This window comes from Sphingomonas pituitosa NBRC 102491, from assembly GCF_001598435.1.
GTDB classification, from domain to species: Bacteria; Pseudomonadota; Alphaproteobacteria; order Sphingomonadales; family Sphingomonadaceae; genus Sphingomonas; species Sphingomonas pituitosa.
The window spans coordinates 1-18,778 of sequence record NZ_BCYY01000042.1 but is presented as its reverse complement, the minus strand read 5'-3'; the positions used below and the strand labels follow the sequence as shown (position 1 = coordinate 18,778).

The window sequence follows — 18,778 nt, the reverse complement described above, 5'->3', positions numbered from 1 at the left end:
CGGTGCCGCCGGCGGTCAGCACGCTCTCGATGTTGGTGACCTGGGTGCCGGTGTAGTTGCTGTTCGACGCGGAGAGCCCCACCGAGATGGTCGGGCTGAGCTTGTCGAGGCTTCTCAGGCCTTCGCTGCTCTTGTTGAGCGTGATCTCCGAGGTGACGCCGAGCGTGAAGCCGCTGCTCCTGGCGGTGCCGCTCTGGCGGTCCTCCTCGGTCGCCGCCGCCAGCGTGATGGCGCCGTTCGCCGCGAGGGTGAGGTCGCCCTTGGCGTCGACGGTGGAGCCGCGCACGTCGATCGTGCCGCCGGCGCCGGTGCCGTTGGCGACGATCGTCACGTCGCGGCCGGTCACCGCGCTGCCGACCACCGTCTCGTCATGCGTGGTGTTGGTCGAACTCGACTTGGAGATGCCGAAGGTCGCGCCCACCGAAATGCCGAGGCCGCCCTCGCTCTTTTTCCACGCGGCCGCGAGATCCTCGCCTGCCTGATAGGCGTTGACCGCCGCCATGCCGCCGGCGAGCCCCGCCACTGCGGCGACACGATCGTTGCCGGTGCTGGTTGCAAGCTGCGCCATGCTGGCGAGGTTGCCGACGCTCTGCAGCAACTGGCTCTGCACGCCGATGGTGACGCCGACGCTCGAGGTCTTGGTGGTCTGGGTGGTGTCGCGCACGTCCAGCGCATTGGCGATGCTGACCGAGGCGCCCTTGAGCAGCACGTCGCCGCCCGCCGCCACCGTGCTGCCATTGATGCCGAGCGCCCCGCTCGTCTCGATCGTGAGGTCGCCCGCCTTGGTGCCGACCACCGATCCGGACTGGGTCACGTCGGTGGTGCTGCCGGTGGTGCTGGTCTTGGCGACGCCGAGGAACAGCCCGCCGCCGCCCAGCGAGAAGCCGCTCTTCTTGATCGACGAACTGCTCTGCTCGGTATCGGTGGTGGCGAGCGTGCCGATCGTCACCGGGCCGCCGGCCGTAAGCGTCAGCCCGTTGGCGGCGACCAGGTTGGCGCCGGTGATCGTCACCGCACCGCTCGCCGTCAGCACCCCGGTGTCTCCCGACAGGGTGGAGGCAACCGCGGTCTCGTCGTGCGTCGTCGTGCTGGTGCGCTTGGTGGTGGAGGAGAGCAGGCCCGATTTCTTGGAGACGGTGTCGATGCGGGCATCGACCGTGTCGATCACCCCGGACAGCGTCAGGCTGCCGATATCGGCGGCCAGTGCGCCGGCGGCATTCACCGTGGCACCTTCGATCTTCACCACGCCCGGGGTGGCGAGAGTGAGGCCGCCGGCCGCGTCGATCGTCGACAGCTGGTTGGTGGTGCTGGTCGCGCTGGTGGTGGTGGTGCTCTTCTTGCCGGTCTGCGCGCGCTGGTCGAGCGTCGCGGTCTCCTCGGCGGAGACGATCGCAATGCCCTGGCCGCCATAGAGGGTGATGTCGCCCGTCGCCTTGTCGGTGGTCGTCACGCTGCTGCCGGTGATCGTCAGCGCGGCGCCCGCGGCGAGCGTCACCGGCCCGGCAGCGGTCACGCTGGTGCCGACGAACGCGGTCGAGGTCGTGGTGCTGCTGGCGTTGGTGTATTTGCCGGTGCGCTCGGACTGGGTGGTGGTCGTCGTCGCGCTGGTGCCGCCGAGCGACAGCGCACCGCCCGCCATCAGTTGCGCTGCGCCCCCGGCGCTGAGCGTCGCAGCGTTGAGGCTGAGGTCGCCGCCCGCTTGTAACTGCAACGCGCCGCCCGCCATGATGCTCGCCCCGGCGAGCTGCTCGGTGACGGTGCGGCTGTTCGACCAGTGGCGGCTGTCCTGAAAGGCCGAGGTCGCGCTTTGGCTGGTGCTGGAGATCGTCGCGGTCACGATATCGCGGCCCGCCTGGAGCGTTGCGCCGGTATCGGCGCGGATCGTGCTGCCGCCGGCAAGCAGGATGTCGCGACCGGCGCCGGCGAGCACCGATCCGCCCGCGATCGTGCCGCCGGTCGCGTTGACCAGATCGCCGCCCTGCGCGGCGAGCGCGACGATATCCTTCGCCTGGATCGTGCCGCTGTTCTCGATGTTGCCGCTGGCGGTGATTGCAACGTTCTTGCCCGCAACCAGCGCGCCGCCCGCGATTGCCTTGGCGTCGCTGGCGGCGAGGTAGACGACGGGGACGAGTACCTCACGCCCTTCGACATTGCTTCGGACGTACCAGACCATGGGCTCGGTAAGCGCGGCGACCTGCTCGGGCGTCAGCCCCACCCCGAGCTGCAGGCCTAGGCCGGCCTGCGCCTTCTCCGCATTCTTGAGCAGACCCTGATATTGTTCGAGCGCCGACCCGAATTCCGAGAGCTGGGCCTGGCCGGACTTCGCCTGCACCTCCCGCGAGACCAGCATCGCCTCGAAGAAGCCATCGCCGAGCCGGGTATAAGTGGTCGCGCGGTCGGGCGAGACGCGGTCGAAGAACCACTTGGAATCGTACAGCGCCGCTTCGGAGGCGAGCGCGGCATTGCTGCTGAACAGATAGGTGGAATTGGGGTTGGCGCTGTAGGTGAACAGCGATGGCGCGTTGCCGGTAAGGTTGAAGCTGGCGAGGAACCCGCCCAGGAACGTGCCGAACGCCTGGTTGGCAAGCGTCGGCGCGCCCACATTGTTCAGCCCCGTGACGAGACCGGGGACGATCGTCGACGCGGAAGGCAACGGCGTCACCGTACCGGCTGATGCGCCTGCTGAGCCCGCACCGGGAACAGGCGTCGACATGCCGGGCAGCGCGGGAGAAACCCCGCCCCCCGCGCCGATCCCGCCGGGGAGGACGAGGCCGCTGCCCTGCGGGAGATCGGAGAAGCTGGTGCCGGCGTAACCGGCAACGGCATCGGTATCGACTGCGCGCTTGCCCTGCAGCGCTGCGGAAACCGTGCCGCCTGCATTGCCGCTGACGGCGCCGACCGCCGAAAGTGACGCTGCTCCCGGGGACCCGAGGAACTCCCCGGCGATCGTCGTATCGGCCAGCGCCGTTGCCGCCGCGCCATCCGCAGCGTCGCGAACCCGGCCGACCACCTGTACGCCGTGCACCGACGTGCCGGATACGCTACCGACGCTGGCGGTGCCGACCGCGGACGCGCCGGCTGGACCGCCCACTCCCGACCCGCTTGCCCGTTCAGCAGAAGCAAGGCTGACACGGACGGTACCGCCCGTTCCAGCCGCGCCGGATGCCACGCTCCCCCTGCCCTGCCCGATTATGCCGGCAGCGCTGCCGACCCCAACGGCGCTCGCACCGCCCGAAGATGGACCAGAAACGACCGCGCCGCCTGCATTGACAGCGGTAGCGGATGCGCCGTTACCGACACTCGCAGTTCCGGGCGAGCCGGCACTTGGAGCCGCGCCGGTCGCATGCTGGGCCACTTGGTTGGCGGTGTAGTTGTCCGCACCAACCAGATTGTTCGCGACATTCTTGAAGGCACCAGCGCTGATCGTCACCGTGCCGCCGGCGCGGATGATGGTCGGTGCCGCCACTATGCTAGTATTGACTCCCCCGGTAACGAGTAAGTCCGAAACATTCGTGACTGATCCTGCCGTCGTTATTCGAACGTCGCCACCAGCATTTATCGAGGAATTACTGTTCGTTACGCTACCAGAACCGGCGTCGATCGCAATAGAGCCTGCCGCGTACACCCCGGAGGATCCCGTCAAAGCCGATACGACTGAGCTGTTCGTCGAGCCGGTCCGCAGATCATACACCGAATATCGTATCGAAGACGCGTACCGCCCCGCTGATACACAGCCGGCAAATCCACTCAGATAGTCGTCGTTTCTGAGGCACTTCGTAGCACTATTCGCATCCGTAGGATCGGGATCAGTTGTAATGACGATACCGACATTGTCTTCGACCAGAACCTTTCTTTTGTCCGGGGAGTACGCGTAGAAACTTTCCGACGAAAGCGAAGCACCCGTAGATCGATCAATGAAGGAGGTTCCTCCGGCACTGGACGATCCCGTAATGCTCAACTTCTTGACGCCGTTGACGAAACCGCCCCCAGTCAGGTTGAATTGTACTCCGCCCCCCAGCGACTGGATCGTCGCCGACTGGTTCGCCACGTCATGCGCGGTGATCGCGATGTCGCTCTGCGCCAAGATCAGGCCGTGGCTGCCATTGCCCTGGTCGTCCCCGACATAGTCATTGGTCAGCGCGCCCCCGGCTGCCAGGGTCAGGCGGCTGCCGGAATAGATCGTGCCGACATTGTACAGCGATCCCGCCGCCTGCAGCGTCAGGCTGCCCGAGGTCGCCAGCAGCCCCGAATTGCTGATGTTTGCCGCGCTGATCCAGTAATTGCCCGAAGGTGCGAAGCTGCCCGTGTTGGTGAAGTCGCCGCCGAGGAACAGCCCGACATTGTCGCCCTTGAACGCGCCGGCACTGTTGACGAATGCGCCTGCATCGGTCTCGCTGACGATAGTCGCGGCGGTGATACCGCCATTGGCGCCGCGGGCATCGTTGACGATGTTGCCGCCAGCAGATTTTAGGAAGACCACGCCGTCGGACCAGAGACTCCCCTGATTGGTGAAGCTGCCGTTGGTCTCGATGTCCAGGTTCGCCGAGGCACCGATGTCGCGGCCGACGCCGGTGGCGTTGCCCGCCCCGCCTCGCACCGTGATCGACCCGGCGGCATTGATGGTCGCGGTATTGGCCGAAAGCACCACCCGCCCATTCGACGCCGTGGCACCGCCCAGCGTCACGTCGCCGGCGGCGAGCCGTGCGGCCATCCCCGCCGGAGAAGCGCCCGCGGCCGTGAACGCCACCTGGTTCTGGCCGGAATTGAACCCGGACAGGTTCAGCGCCGATCCCGAAACCGCCAGGGCGTTGCCGGCGACCAATTGCGCGGCAGCGGTGGAGACGACTTCCCCGCTCGCCTGCACCGTCAGATTGTTGCCCGCCTGGATCGAACCGTCCAGCATCAACCCGCGCGCGCCCAGCCCGCCCGGCGAAAGATCGTCTCTGTTGCGGAGGAGCAGATCGTGGCCGGCGATCACGCCGAGGCGCACCGGGTTGCCGGCCCCGTCGCGAGTAAATTGTGCCCCGATCAGCAGGTGCCCGGCGGCCAGCGTCATGTCGTTACCGGCAATGATCTGCGCCGATCCGTCCGCCACCAGCGCACCCGCCATCGACAGGCGCAGATCGTGCCCGGCGCTGATCTTGCCGGCCAGTTGCGCCGAGATCGGCGTACCGCTGAAGTCATAGCCGGTGCCGTTGATGCCGATGCCGCCCGATCCGTTCAGGGCGTCGCTGCTGTCGAACACAAGGTCGCGCCCGGCCTGGGCGGTGCCGCCAGCGCGGATCGCCAGCGTACCGCCGCTCAGCGTAAGGTCATTGCCCGCCAGGAGTTGCCCATCGACCGTCAGTGCGCCACCGCCCGTCGTGGTGATGGCGACGTCGCGCCCCGCGGCCAGCCGTCCGCTGGCATCGATGCTGGTGGCGCCGGCGCTGAAGCGCACGCTGCCAGTGCTCGCGGTAATCGAACCCGCAAGATCGAGCGTGGAAAGGCTGCCCAGCCGCGCATCGCCCAGATAGGTGCCGAGCGTGGCCCCGGCGTTCACCGTCAATGCCGGCGCCGCGCCGCTATAGCTGGTGAGCGTCAGGTCGCCATTCGCGACGGTCGCGCCGCCAATCGTCACGCCGTCAGCAGTGATACCCAGTGATCCAGTGGCGGATAGCGTGCCGAGACTCTGTACGTTCGCGCCGCGAAGGGCGACGTTGCCGCCGCCGATCGCGGGCGTCGCCTGGGCACTTCCGGCAATAGTCTGGCTGCCCCCTGCCAGCGTGAGCATCGATCCGCTGGCGAGCTGGAGCGCGCCCGACGTGGTGAGCGTTCCGCTGGAGGTGAGATCGCCGCTGGCGGTGATGAAGAGGTCGCCGCCGGCTGCCACCATACCGGCATTGGCGAAATTCGCTCCCGACAGCGTGATGCCGTTCGCGCTCTTGAGCGTGCCGCCATTCGCCACGACGAGGGTGGGGATTGACCAGGCGATCGCATTCCCGGCCTCGGCAATGCCGCTGATAGTGACGCTACCGGCGGTCACGCCGAGCGTGCGATCGGCGTGGAGCAATCCGGCATTGGTGATGCCGCCGGCATTCAACGTCGCAGACCCGCCCACGCCGCCCGCCGAGACGGTTGCGACGATCGTTCCGGCATTGGTGATGCCATCGGCACGCAAGGTAACCGATCCACCGCCTGCAGCCGCGCCGGAACCGCCGGCGAAGATGCCGGCGCCGCCCTGGTTGACGATGGTACCGCCAGACACCCCCAGCGAGAGATCGCCCAGCGCGACCAGATCGCCTGCCGAGACATAAGTGCTGGCCAGGTCGACGCCGATGTTCCGATTCGCTTGCAGCAGGCTGGCCGAACCCAGCGTCAGGGTCCCACCCGACACGGTCACGCCGGCATTGCCGATCGCCTGCGCTCCGCTGAGCAGCGTCATGCTGCCGGCGTTCAGGCCGAGCATACCCGCTGCGTAGGCTCCGCCGGACTGGTTGATGGCGCCGCCGAGCGTAATGCTCGCGCCGTTCAGCGTGACCGCCCCGTTGTTCGAGACGATCGCGCCCGTGGAGATCAGCGCGCCGCCGCTGCTGAGGAGGATGCTGCCGTCGGGCCCGCCGCCACCCAGTGTTCCGGCGGCAATGGCACCCGCATTGGTCAGCGCACCCGCCGCGGAAAGGCGGGTCGTTCCCAACGTATCCACCCTCGCGCCACCTGCGACGACGAGGTCGCCCCCGCGCGCGGACAGCCCGATACCCGCAGCACCTTGCGCACTGGTCGTACCCCGCAGGGTGATGCCGCCCGCGATATCGCCGACGATCCCGCCACCCGCCGAAAGGTTGGTGCTGTCCAGGCCCGCCGCCGTGATGCTCAGATTGCCACCGGCGGCGATGGTCCCGGCGTTGGTCACGCCCGCCCCGACACGCAGCGTGGCGCTGCCCAGTGTGCTGACCGCCGGCCCTGCGCTGTCGCCTCCGATCGTGAGGCTGCCTCCCGCATCCAGCGCCAGGTCGTTGTTGGCGGAAAGTCGCCCGCGCAGATCGACGCTGCCGCTGCTCGCCACCGCGAGCGTGCCATTGTTGCCAGTGCCATAGGCGGTCAGGACCGCGCCGGCCGCCAGCGTGAGGTCTCCGCCACTGGCGGAGACGCCGACGTTTCGCCCTTCCACGGCACCGTTCAGGTCGAGGGTGCCGCCGGTCGCCCGGATCGATACCGTGTCCAGGCCGGCGACGCTGCCATCGATCGTGGTAGAACCGCCGGTCAGATCGACTGTACCACCCGCCGATATCGTGCCGGTGCTGGACAAGGTTTGCGCGGTCGCTGCCAGGCTGCCGGTCGAACCGAGCGCGCCGGCGTTGGCAAGGCTGCCTCCCGCGGACAGCACCAGTGTTCCGGTACTGGTCACCTGCCCGCCTGCCGTGCTGGCTCCCGCTTGCACGACGCCGTTCCCCGTTACCGTAAGCGCCCCGGCCGTGCGGATCGTAAGCGAAGTGCTACCGGCGAGCGTGCCCGCCAACGTCGCGCGGCCGGCGGCCTGCAGCGCGGCCGTCCGCGCCGAGGCGAGTGCGCCTTGAGCCAAGGTGATATCACCCGAGGTGCTGATCAGCGACAGGGCGCCATTGCCTCGGATCGCGCCGCCGAGCGACAGGCTCGCACCGGCCAGCTCGGCGTCACCCACCGCATCGCTGGTGCCGCCGTGGTACAGCGCCCCGGACGCGGACAGACGTAACCCGGCGTTGGACGCCAGCGCCGCATTCTGCACGAGTGTGCCGCCGCTGCTGAGGGAAAGTCCGGCTAGGCCGGTTAGCGCACCGCCGAGCGTCGCGTCTCCGCGGATCGTAGCGGTGATCGTGCCATTGGCCTGGACAGCCCCGGTGGTCACCAGGCTATCGGACTCGAGCGACAGGTCCCCCAGGCCGGCCAACGTGCCACGGAGCGCAAGCCCTTGGCCGCCAAGCCGCGTCGTTCCGGTCGCGCTCGCACTGCCGGCGAGGTCGAGGGTTCCGCCGGCAGTGACCGTCAGATCGCCTGCCTGGAGCAGCTGCCCCTGTCCGTCGACCGTTCCTGCTGCCAGCGTTCCCGCCAGCTGCAGGTCGCCCGTGCCGGCGATCGCCAGGCCTTTGGCGGCGCGGATGCTCCCGCTGCCCGAAAGGTTGGTAGCGGACAGCGACAGCACGTCCCCCGCCTGCACCGTCGAGGTCGCGGCAAGCATCGTTGCGCCGCCGTTCAGCGTTAGCCTCCCGCCACTCGCCAGCACCCCCGACAGCGTGGTGGTACCAGCCGTCGCGGTGATATCGCCCAGCGCGGTGGCGATGCCGCTCAAGCTCAAACCGTCCATGACGGTGACGTCGAGGCCGGCATTACCGGCCAGCGTACCGCCAAGCGCAAGCATATTGGCCTTCAGGCGGACGGCACCGACGGCCGCGATCCTGCTCCCCGAGGCACTGGTAAATTCCCCGGCCGCCGTGAGGCCAAGCCCCCCGCCAGACTGAATGTCGGCCCCCGCCGCGATCGTGAGCGAAGTCCCGGCATCCGCCGCCAGTGCACCGGTTGCCAGCAGCTTGCCGGCCAGCATGGTCGCGCCGCTGCTCGTCAACGCCAAGGCGCCGCCGCTCTGCAGATCGCTCCCCCCTCCGAGAGTGATCGAACGGCCGCCAAGGGTCAGCCCGTTCACGCCAACGACCGTACCGTTGAGCGAAAGGTCGCGCGCCGCGATCGTGGCCGTGTCGGCGGAGATCGTGCCGCTGCTTACAAGGTCCGCTCCCAGCTGCACTCGCAGGTCGGTCCTGGCGGAAAGCGTACCGCCGCTGCTGAGCATGCCGGCCGCACGTAGAGTGAGCCCGCCGCCGTTCGACGCGATGGTCCCGAGATTGGCGATGTCGTTCTGCGCGGTGATCAGCACCGGCCCCGCCGCCGCAAGACTGGCGAGCGCGCCCACGTCCAAACCCCCGCTCCCGACAAGGAGAGCACCCTCGCTCCAGGCACTGCCGCGCACCGTCAGCACATGCGTCGCCAAAGCGGTGAGATCCCCCTTGGCGGCGACGGCGCCGGCGATTTCGATGTCGGCGGCGGACATGGTGACGGCGCCGCTCGCGGCCAGCGATCCCGGCGCCATCGTTCCGGCCAGCGACGGCAGATCCAGGGCCAGAGCGACCGGAGCCGTGCCGGTGGCGTCGGGCGTCGTGCCGCTTCCACCGCCGCTCGACGGCACGGTACTGCTGCCGCCGCCCCCGGTGCTGCCGCCGCCAGGCGTCCCCGCCCCGGCCGCACTGCCCGTCCCGCTTTCCTCCGCCGCGCCGATGCGCAACCGGGCGACCGCCGTCAACGTCACATCCTTCACCGCCTGGATCGTGCCGGCCAGGGTGAGATTATCCGCGTTGGCGGCAATCACCACCGCATCGTTGGCGAGAATCTGGCCGGCGATCGATACGCTCGGCGCTGTCACGTGCAGTGCACCGCCGCTTACCAGCGTGCCGCTCAGTTCTGCCCCGCTGCCGGCATCGATCCCGGTCGTACCGCTCGCCTGAATGCGCCCGCCAAGCGTGAGGGACTGGCTCGTCGTCAAGCTCAGACTGGCATCGCTCTGGATCGCGCCCAGCGCCGTGAGGGTGGCAGCCGACAATGTCAGGCCGCCCTTGGTGTAGCTGCTAGATCCGGCCCCGAAGCGAGCGTATCCGCTCGCTGTGACGGTCAGACTGTCCTGGAACGATTGGGCCGCATCCGATTGCAGCGTGACGACATCCAGGCTTGCCGTGCCGCCGGCATAGACGGTGCCGCCAAGGCTCGCCGCCGCCCCCGAGCGCAGGTCGAACGCCGCGCCCGACTGTAGCAGGCCGGTGGAGACCAGATCCTGTCCTGTCCGCAAGCCCAGCGCTCCGCCGGCGACGATCTGGCCGCTATTGGTCAGCCCGCCGGTCGTGGCGAGCGCCACTGCGTCGTTGCTGGCGACCAGCCCGGCATTGTCCAGCGTCGCCACGTCGAGGCGGAAGGTCGCGCCGCTCTGCAAGGCCCCGCTCGCACCGAGCGTCAGCGCACCGATCTGCGCGTCGATCCCCTGTAAGCCCGTCGTCTTGCCGTCCAGGGTTACGACGGCACCGGCGATGTGCAGCACCCTGTTGGTCGCCGTCGTGCCTGCCAGTCGGAGCGAGGGCGCGGCAAGGCGAAGCGCATCGCCGGCCTGCAGCGCGCCGGTGGAGACAAGGGTGGAACGCGCGTCGAGCACCAGGTCGGCGTTGCTGCTGACGCTGCCGCTGTTGAGGATCGCCTGACCCGTCAGGCTCGCCGAACCGAGTGCTGCCAGCGTACCCGCCTGATCCAGCGTCGTTCCGGCACGCAGCACGAAGACGCCGTTGCTGCTGGCGCGCGCGTTCTGGATCAGCGCGCCCTCACTGGCGATCCGAGCATCGCCCAAGGCGACGATCCTGCCCTGGGTCGTGAAATCCTGCGTGCCGGCGATATCGAGCCTGCCGCCCGACTGAATATCCGAACCGGCCCCGAAGACGAGGGCGGGCGCATGGATCGTCACGCCCGTCCCTGCCACACCACCGACCGCGCCGATCGTGCTGCCGGAAAGCGTGATCGACGCAGCGGCGAGCGAGAGATCGCCACCGGCCTGCACGACGCCGCTCTGCGCGATGCCGGTCTGCGCCGAGAGCAGAATATCCCGGCTCGCAACCATGCTGCCGCTGCTGGAGAGCACCTCGGCCGTGATCGTCACCGACCCGGCATCCAGAGCGCCGCGATGCGTGAACGTGCCCGACGTGCCGAGCGTGAGGGCCTTCCCCGCGACCAGTTGCGCGGAGGTGCCAGTCGACAAGGTTGAGGCCGTCAGCGTCAGGTCATTGGCGGCCGAGAGAATCCCGCTGACGTCAGCAGCGCCCGTGACGGAAGCGATCCCGTCCGCGCCGGTGAGCGCCTTGCCGCTCAGATGCAGCGTCTCCGCATCGAGTGACAGCCCCCTCAGGGACTGGATCGTTCCGGCCACGGTGACGTCGCGGCCACGTACGCGAAGCGCATCGTTGGTGGCGCTATTGCCAGCCAGCGAAACCGATCCGGCTGCGGTTAGCGCAAGCGACCCGATCGCGGCCATCTGCGCGTCCGCCGTCGCCGTGAGATCTCCCGCAGCGTGCAGCGTCAGCGTATCTCCCGCTTGAACCGCGCCGCCCACCACGATCCCGCCCGCCTGTACGCTGGCCTTCTTCGCCGATGCCAAGGCACCGGAAAGCGTCGCCGTACCGCCCGCCGCCAGCGTGACATCCCCGTTGGCAGCCATGCTGCCCGCCAAGAGCACATCGCCAGAAACGGTGACGCCGAGAGCACCGCCCGCCTGCACCGAGCCGTTGCTGTTCAGCGCCGCGCCGTCGATGGTCACGCCACTGCCGCCCAGAACGGTGCCGGCGAGCTCGAGAGTCGGCGCACGCAGGCTGGCCAGGCCATTGCTCTGCAACGTGCCCCCATGGAGAATTGACAGCCCCCCGCTGCCACTTGCGCTGGCCGACGCCAGACCGGTGGCGGTGCCGCCCAGCACGAGCTGCCGTCCCGACAGCGCAAGCGCGCCGTTCGCGCCGAGCGTGCCGGAGAGGCTGACAATATCGCCCTGAAGCGTCGCATCCCCGCTGGAACGAAGCGTTCCCGCCAGCAACTGACCGGCCTGGGTGATCAGCGTCACGCTGCCACCCGCGATATCGCCGCCCTGCGCCTGGTGCAGCGACATCGCTTCCAGGCGCAGCGCACCCGTCGATGCAAGCGTGGCGCTGCCGGTATCGAGCAGGCCCGCCGCCCGGATCGTCAGCGCGTCGTTCGAGCCAAGCTGGCCCGCCAGCACCACACTGCCGCCGCTGAGGCTGGTGATGCCGTCGGCCAGAATTCGGGCGTTGCCGCCAGTCGTCAGCTTGCCGGCCGCCGCCATCGACAGCGCTCCGTCCGCCGCAGCCGTACCGAAGAACGACAGGCCGTCCGCCTGCACCGTCATGGTCTTGGCCGCCGACAAGGTACCGCCCAGCGTGGCGGTTCCGGTTGCCGTCAGATCGAGATCGCCGCCGGATTGCACCCAGCCCGTGCCGGCAAGGTCCACCGCGCGTCCGCTGAGCGTCAGTGCTTCCTTTGCGGTCAGCGTACCGGAAAGCTCGATCGTGTCGCCGACAAGCGTCGCGTTCCTGCTCGCGCTGATGGCACCGGCCAGCTGCTGCCCGGCAACTGCGCCGATCCGTACCGAGGCACCGGCGATCTGCCCGGCATTCCCCTGACGTACCGACAGACCATCCAGGCCCAGCGCGCCGGCGGCGGCAAGGACGGCGTTCCCCGCGTCGATCGCACCCGCTGCCCGGACCGACAGCGTTTCGTTGGATCCGATCTGTCCGCCAAGCGCCATTGCGCCGCCCGAGGTCAGGCCGATCGTGCCGCTCGCCAGGATCTTCGCGGTGCCGGCGGTTGAAAGGTCGCCGGCCGCCAGAAGCGACAGCATCGCTCCCGCCTGCACATCGCCTTCGACGGTGAGGCGGGCGGCCTGCACATTGAGGGTGTTTCCGGTCACGAAACGGCCCGCCAAGGCGGCATCGCCCGCAACCGCGACCAGGCTGTCGCCGCGAACGATGAAGGTCCCGCCCAGGACGGCGTTGCCGCGCACCATGGCCGTCAGACCGGCACCCGATTGAATCGAACCGCTATTGCTCAGCGTTGTCGCTAGCAACGACACCCCGCCCCCGCCAAGCAGCGCCCCGTCGATAGCGAGCGTCGGCGCAGCAATCGTCGCATTGCCGTTGCTCTGGAGCGCGCCGGCGGCGTCGATCGACAGTGCCTCGCTTGCATTCGCCGTGACCGAACCAAGCCCCGTTGCGCTGCCCGAAAGCAACAGCTGGCGCCCCGAAAGCGTGAGCGCGCCATTGGCGGAGAGCGTGCCCGACAAGGCGACCGCGTCCCCTTGCACCACCGCATCCCCGCTGGCGCCGATCGTACCGCCGAGTATCTGGCCGCCAACGCTGTTCAGCGACACCTGCGCGCCACCAATCTGCCCGCCCGATCCCTGTCGAAGCGACGCGCCGTCGAGCCGAAGGGCTTGAGTCGTGGCGATAACGGCGTTGCCGGCGTCGAGCACTCCCGTCGCCCGGATCGACAGCGCGTCGTTCGCGCCGATCTGTCCCGCCAGCGACACAGCCCGGCCCGCCGTCAGAGCCAGCGTGCCGTTCGCGAGAATCTTCGCATTATCTTGCGTCGCCAGATCACCCGCTGTCGCCAGCGTCAGCGAGCCGCCAGCCTGCACCGCACCGCTGACCGACAACAAGCCCGCCTGCACGACGACTGCTCTTGCCGCGGTCACGCCACCAGTTACGGCAGCATTGCCGGCGATCCGAAGCATCGCATCGCCGTTTGCAGACCAGGTTCCGCCGAGTACCGCATCGCCCGAGGTCGTCACCCCAAGGTCGCCGCCCGTCTGGACTTGGCCTGTTGCGGTAAGGCCGGCTGCCTGTATCGAGACACCCGTCCTGCCCAGCACCGCACCTTCGATGTCGAGGGTAGGCGCAACGAGATTGACGGCGCCGTTCGTTTGCAGCGCCCCGCTGCTGAGAAGCGAGACACGTTCGCTGCCGTTGACCGTCGCAGCGCCAAGCCCCGTGGCGGTGCCCGCGACGACCAGCTGCCTACCCGATAGCGCGAGACTGCCATTAGCGCCGATCGTGCCGGTCAGGCGGATTGCATCGCCTGCCAGTTGCGCGTCCCCGCTGGCGGTGATCGTACCCGCCAACACCTGATCGGCCCGGGTGCGTATCGAGACCTTCGTGCCCCCGACCCGCCCCGCCGCACCCTGCCGCATGGCAAGCGCATCGACGCCTACCGTACCGCCTGCCGCCAGCGTCGTGCCACCGGCATCTACGACGCCCCCGGCCACGATGGATACCGCCCCGGCACCGGTCAGCGCGCCATTGCCGTCGAGCCCCGCATACAGCCCGTCACCGCCCTCAAATGCGATATCGTCCTTGGCGTGCATCGAAACGTCGCCCAGCGCGCCGGCAAAGCCCCCGCGCTGCCGTATCGCCTGCGCCGTGATCGCGAGCGCGCCTCCCGCATATACGCGATCCCCCAGGGTGACCGCGCCCTGCCCAGCCGTAATGTCCGCGTCGCCCGAGGCAGTGGCACCCGCCAGCGCGATCGCACCGTCGCTGGTGATGGTGAGCGCCCCCTCCAGGGCAGCAACCGTGCCTTGCAGATTGATCCCCAGGCCAGCGCCGGTGCCGACCAGCCGGATCCGGTTTGCGTACATGCCGCCGAGGATCGAGGAATCGATGGCGAGGCCCGTGCGGGTCGCCTTGTCCTCGGCAGTCGCGGTACGGGTGGCATAGTCGACCGATCCTGCGCCGCCCGCAATGAACAGGTCTCTGGCGTAGAGGCTGGCATTGAGGTGCGTCGCAGCCGCGATGATATCGAAGTAATCGACATTGCCGCCGAGCAGCCCCTTGCCTTCCACGGTCACGTCCCCGCCCTCGGCGATACGGAAGCCGCTGAACGCGCCGTCCGCGCCGAAGCGCAGCGTCGCCGCCGCCAGGCTGACCCGGCTGGTGTTGATGAAGCCGCAGCCGTCGCAGGTGATGCCGGTCGGGTTGGCGATCACCAGCGCGGCGCGCTGGCCGAAGATTTCCATCGGCCCGGCCAGCGTGGTGCGCACCCCGCCGGTGACTTCGTTCAGGATCAGCGATGCCGTGCGGCCGTCCTTGAGGTTGGAATTGGCGATGAGGAAGCCGCCGATCGCGCTGTTGCCCGTCGTCGGGCTGTTGGCGAAGATCAGACCTTCCTTGCCGACCGACAGCCGCGTGAAGACGTTGTACGAGGTGCCGCTTGCATCGGGCGTGGCGATGTTGACGATCGGCGTGCCGCCTGGCGTCACGTCCAGCCCGGTGCGACTGTTCGCCGGTTGCAGCGGCGGCGTCGCGACGGGCGCGTTGGTCTGCGCGCGTGCCGGCGACAGCGCGGAGGTCGCCAGCGCCGCCAGGATCAGCGTACGCAGAGCGCCGCGGCGTGCACAAACGGGAGCGTTGCGGGTGACGATCGTCTTCACAGCAGGATCCTGATGCTGGAGCTGAACAGCGCCTTGGAATGACGTACCCAGGCGGGCGCGGTGACCGGCACGGCCACGGTGACTTCGGCCTGGACGTGGCGGCTGCGCGCCATCAGGCCCGCGCTCATCGACTGGAGCAGGCCGCGCTCGAACGGGTCACCTTCGATCGGACGGATGCCGCCCACGTCATAGGCGAGGTAGCCCGAGAGGCTGGTGGCGAGATGCGGCTGCGCCTTGAGCAGGTCGACGATGCCGAAGCCAATCTGCTCGCGCAGCGACGCGCCCGTCCGCCCGGAAATGCCGTCGTCGCGAAAGCCGCGGACGGTCGAGCTGCCGCCGAGACTAAAGCGGTTCGCGGGGAACAGATTGTCGAACCCCCATTGCCCGCGCAGGACGAGCATGTTGGTCAGCCGCGACGGGCCGATCGCGAACGGCGTCTGCGCCGCCGCATCCAGCGTGACCCGGTGGTAGCGGCCGGTGGCGCCACCCGGCCCCGTGTCGACGGTATGCGCATCAAGCAGCCCCAGCCCCTGGTCGTAGCCGCCGGACAGGCTGAGCTGGGTCTTCGCCAGCCGGCGCTGCCAGCGCATGCCCAAGGTACCGGTGACGATGCGGTAGCTGCTGGACTGCAGCGCGATACCTTGGACGAAGTTCCGCGTGTCGAGCAGCGCCAGTCCGCCGGTGAACGAAAGCTTGGTCTTCGCATCGCGGAACACCATCCGCTCGAGCGTCGCCGATCCGGTATAGGTGCGGCCATGGGTGGCGAAGCGCAGCCCGTTTCCGGAAAGGACCGAACGATAGCTGGAAAAGCCGCTCGACAGCGACAACGCCCACCATCCGCGCGGCAGCGAGACGAAGCCGCCATAGGCCAGGTTGCGCCGCTCGCCATCGTCACTGGCGGCACCCTGGTGATAGAGCGACCAACTGTCGGCGATCCCGAGCAGCGAGTCGATGTCGAGGCTCTTCGTCGCCTGCCAGCGCCCGGTGCTGGTCGGGCCTTCGTTGTTGAACGCGATCGAAGGCCGGATCCAGCGCGACAAGGGCTGCCGGGTGATCAGAACGACGCTCGTCCCAGGCGTCTCGCCGGGCGCGATGTCGATCTTCGGGTCGCCCTTGGCCATACGGCCGAGCTGGTCGACCCCTTGCTCCAGCGCGCGAAGGTTCAGCCGATCGCCCGCGCGCGCCGGAAAGGCCGCGGCGATCTCCCCATCGCCATACTGCCTGCCGCTGCCGGTACCCTTGAGCCCGCCGATGCGCCCCTCGATGACGGTGATGGTGAGGATGCCCGCTTTCAGATCCTGTGGCCCGACGACCGCGCGGCTCGTCACGAAGCCGTCGTGCACGAATCGATCGGTGATCGCGCGCAGCACGCCATCGATCGCGCCGATCGTCGTGCATTCCCCGCGCAGCGTCGCTAGCACGTCCTCGAAGGTGCCGACGCGATAGCGGCTGGCACCGACAATCCGCACCTCGCGCACCGCTACACAAGCCCCGCTGTCCGCCACCGGGGCGACCGCGGATTGAATCGTGTCGCCGGCAGGGGGCCGCGTGCGCGTCTGCTCGAACTGTTCAGCACGATCGCGGGCCTGCTGCTGCTGCTGCTCAAGGATCCGCTGTGCATCGCGATCGACCTGTCCGGCAGATTGCGCCATTGCCGCCCGCGGCAGCAACATTCCCAGTGATGCAACGACGATGCACGTCGTCGACCACTGCGCCTCCCGTATAAAAAAATTCCCCACATGCGGGGGTTTAGGAGCGTTTATTGACGCAATCGGATACGTTTCTGCTTAATCCGAGCATAACCAGTTTTGCTATAGTCGCATTCGGATTACCGGCCATTCGAGAGAGCTATCGTCGATTTGGCGCAAGCGGCTGCTTCTGTCTGGAGCGGCCATTTGCCATCGAGTGCGCGCGCGACCGGGTGTGGTCGTCAGCTGCCTCTAATCGAATCGTTCAGGCCGGGCGCATGCGCACCGCTGGCGACGCGCTGGCGCTCGAGCTCGTGTCCGCTGAACCGGCAAGGCCTTCCGCCGTCAGCCTCGGTCCGCAGGCCGAGCACACCCAGGTCTGCGACGGGCGCTCAGCCTGTCTGGCGGCTACCGCGCATGTGGGCGCCCACGGATGCGAGTTTGGCCGATAATTCCTCTTCGCGAAGTGCCTTGGAGAAGAGATACCCCTGGAGTTCGTTGCAGCCCGCCGTCCGAAGCAGCGATCCCTGCTCACAGGTTTCAACGCCTTCGGCTGTGACCGAGAGGTTCATGGCGTGGCCCAGAGCGATGACAGCCTGGACGATGGCAATCGCCTCCTGATCCCGACCAATGCGCTTGATGAAGCTCTTATCGATCTTGATCCGGTCTACCTTGAATTGCTTGAGGTAGCTGAGGCTCGAATAGCCGGTACCGAAATCGTCGAGAGCGATCCGAAAGCCGGCTATGCGAAGGTCATCGAGGGCAGAGCGAACCTCGTCGCAATCGTCGATGAGGATCCCTTCGGTGACCTCGAGCTCGATATGCTTCGGATGCACGCCGCAATTCTGCACAATCGATCGAACGGTCGCTGCGAAACCCTCGGTCTTGAACTGAACAGGCGACACGTTCACGGCCATCGTCAGGCCGGGCCATTTCTTGGAGACGCGGCAGGCTTCTTCCAGCACCCAAGTTCCAAGTGCATGGATCAGGCCCGCCTCCTCGGCAATCGGGATGAACAGGTCGGGTGTCAGCAGGCCTTTAACGGGGTGATCCCAGCGGACAAGCGCCTCGAACCCGACCACCTTCTGACCGCTGGCGTCCATCTTCGGCTGATAGGCGACAAACAGCTCCCGCCTGCCCGCAAGCGCCTTCCGAAGATCGTCCTCCAGCTCCCGCTGATTGGCGAGGCTCTCGTCCATTTCCGCGGTGAAGAAGCGATAGCCGTCTCGGCCACTACCCTTGACGCTGTACATCGCGATGTCGGCCTTGCGCAGCAACTCTGTTCGATCGGAACTGCGGGGAGCACCGACGGCGATGCCGATGCTGCCCCCGATTTGAACTTCCGATCCCAGGATCGGGAACGGCTTGCGCAACTCGGCAAGGCAGGCTTCGGCCAGCGCGCCGAGCGCTTCCGTCTCCAGCCCGTCGGAGAGGCAGATGGCGAACTCGTCGCCGCCGAGCCGGGCGAGGAGTCCGCCCTCTGGCAACCGGGCCAAGAGGCGGCCGGCGACGCTTTGTATTAGCTGGTCACCGGCCAGGTGTCCCAGCGTGTCGTTGACGTGCTTGAACCTGTCCAAGTCGATGAGCAGAACGCCCAGGGGCGCATGGGTCGTGTTTGCGGCGGCCTCATCGACAAAGCGGTTGAACGCTGCTCGGTTCGGCAGTGAGGTGAGCACGTCATGATTGGCGAGATATTGCGCGCGCGCCTCCTTCGCCTGAAGCTCGACGCGCGCCGCCTCCAGCGCCTCGATCGAGTGCGCATCCCTGAACATCAACCGTCCGACGATGCATACGAGCGCGGCAAGCAGGCCGATAAGAGCAGCAGCCGCCACGCCGCCGCGCCGCGCTACCGACTGGAGAATGTCGCGGCCCGGCATGTCTGGTCGCCAGCTCAGATGGCCTAGCGGCACGCCCTGCGACGAGCGGAGCGGCACGCTGTAGAGCCGCGAGGCCTCTGCAACGGGCGCCCGCAACACGCGCGCATCGGCAATTCCGCGGATGCGGCTGAAGTCCCGCATCACCTTGCCATCCAGGAAGCGGATGCTGATCAGCATGGGCT

The 18,778-nt window shown here is 68.1% G+C and carries 3 protein-coding genes; all 3 read right to left on the bottom strand.

Features of this window, described 5'->3' with window-relative positions:
- On the bottom strand, positions 1–15,031 hold a 15,031-nt coding region (locus SPI01S_RS20950; protein ID WP_066727201.1), incomplete at its 3' end, for a two-partner secretion domain-containing protein.
- Positions 15,028–16,704: a ShlB/FhaC/HecB family hemolysin secretion/activation protein gene (locus SPI01S_RS20945; RefSeq protein ID WP_084253667.1), complete on the bottom strand. Its 1,677-nt coding sequence runs from the start codon at positions 16,702–16,704 to the stop codon at positions 15,028–15,030. The genes SPI01S_RS20950 and SPI01S_RS20945, both read right to left, overlap by 4 nt.
- Positions 16,705–17,111: 407 nt before the next feature.
- The coding region (locus SPI01S_RS20940; RefSeq protein ID WP_157084825.1) for a putative bifunctional diguanylate cyclase/phosphodiesterase at positions 17,112–18,778 on the bottom strand (1,667 nt) is incomplete at its 5' end.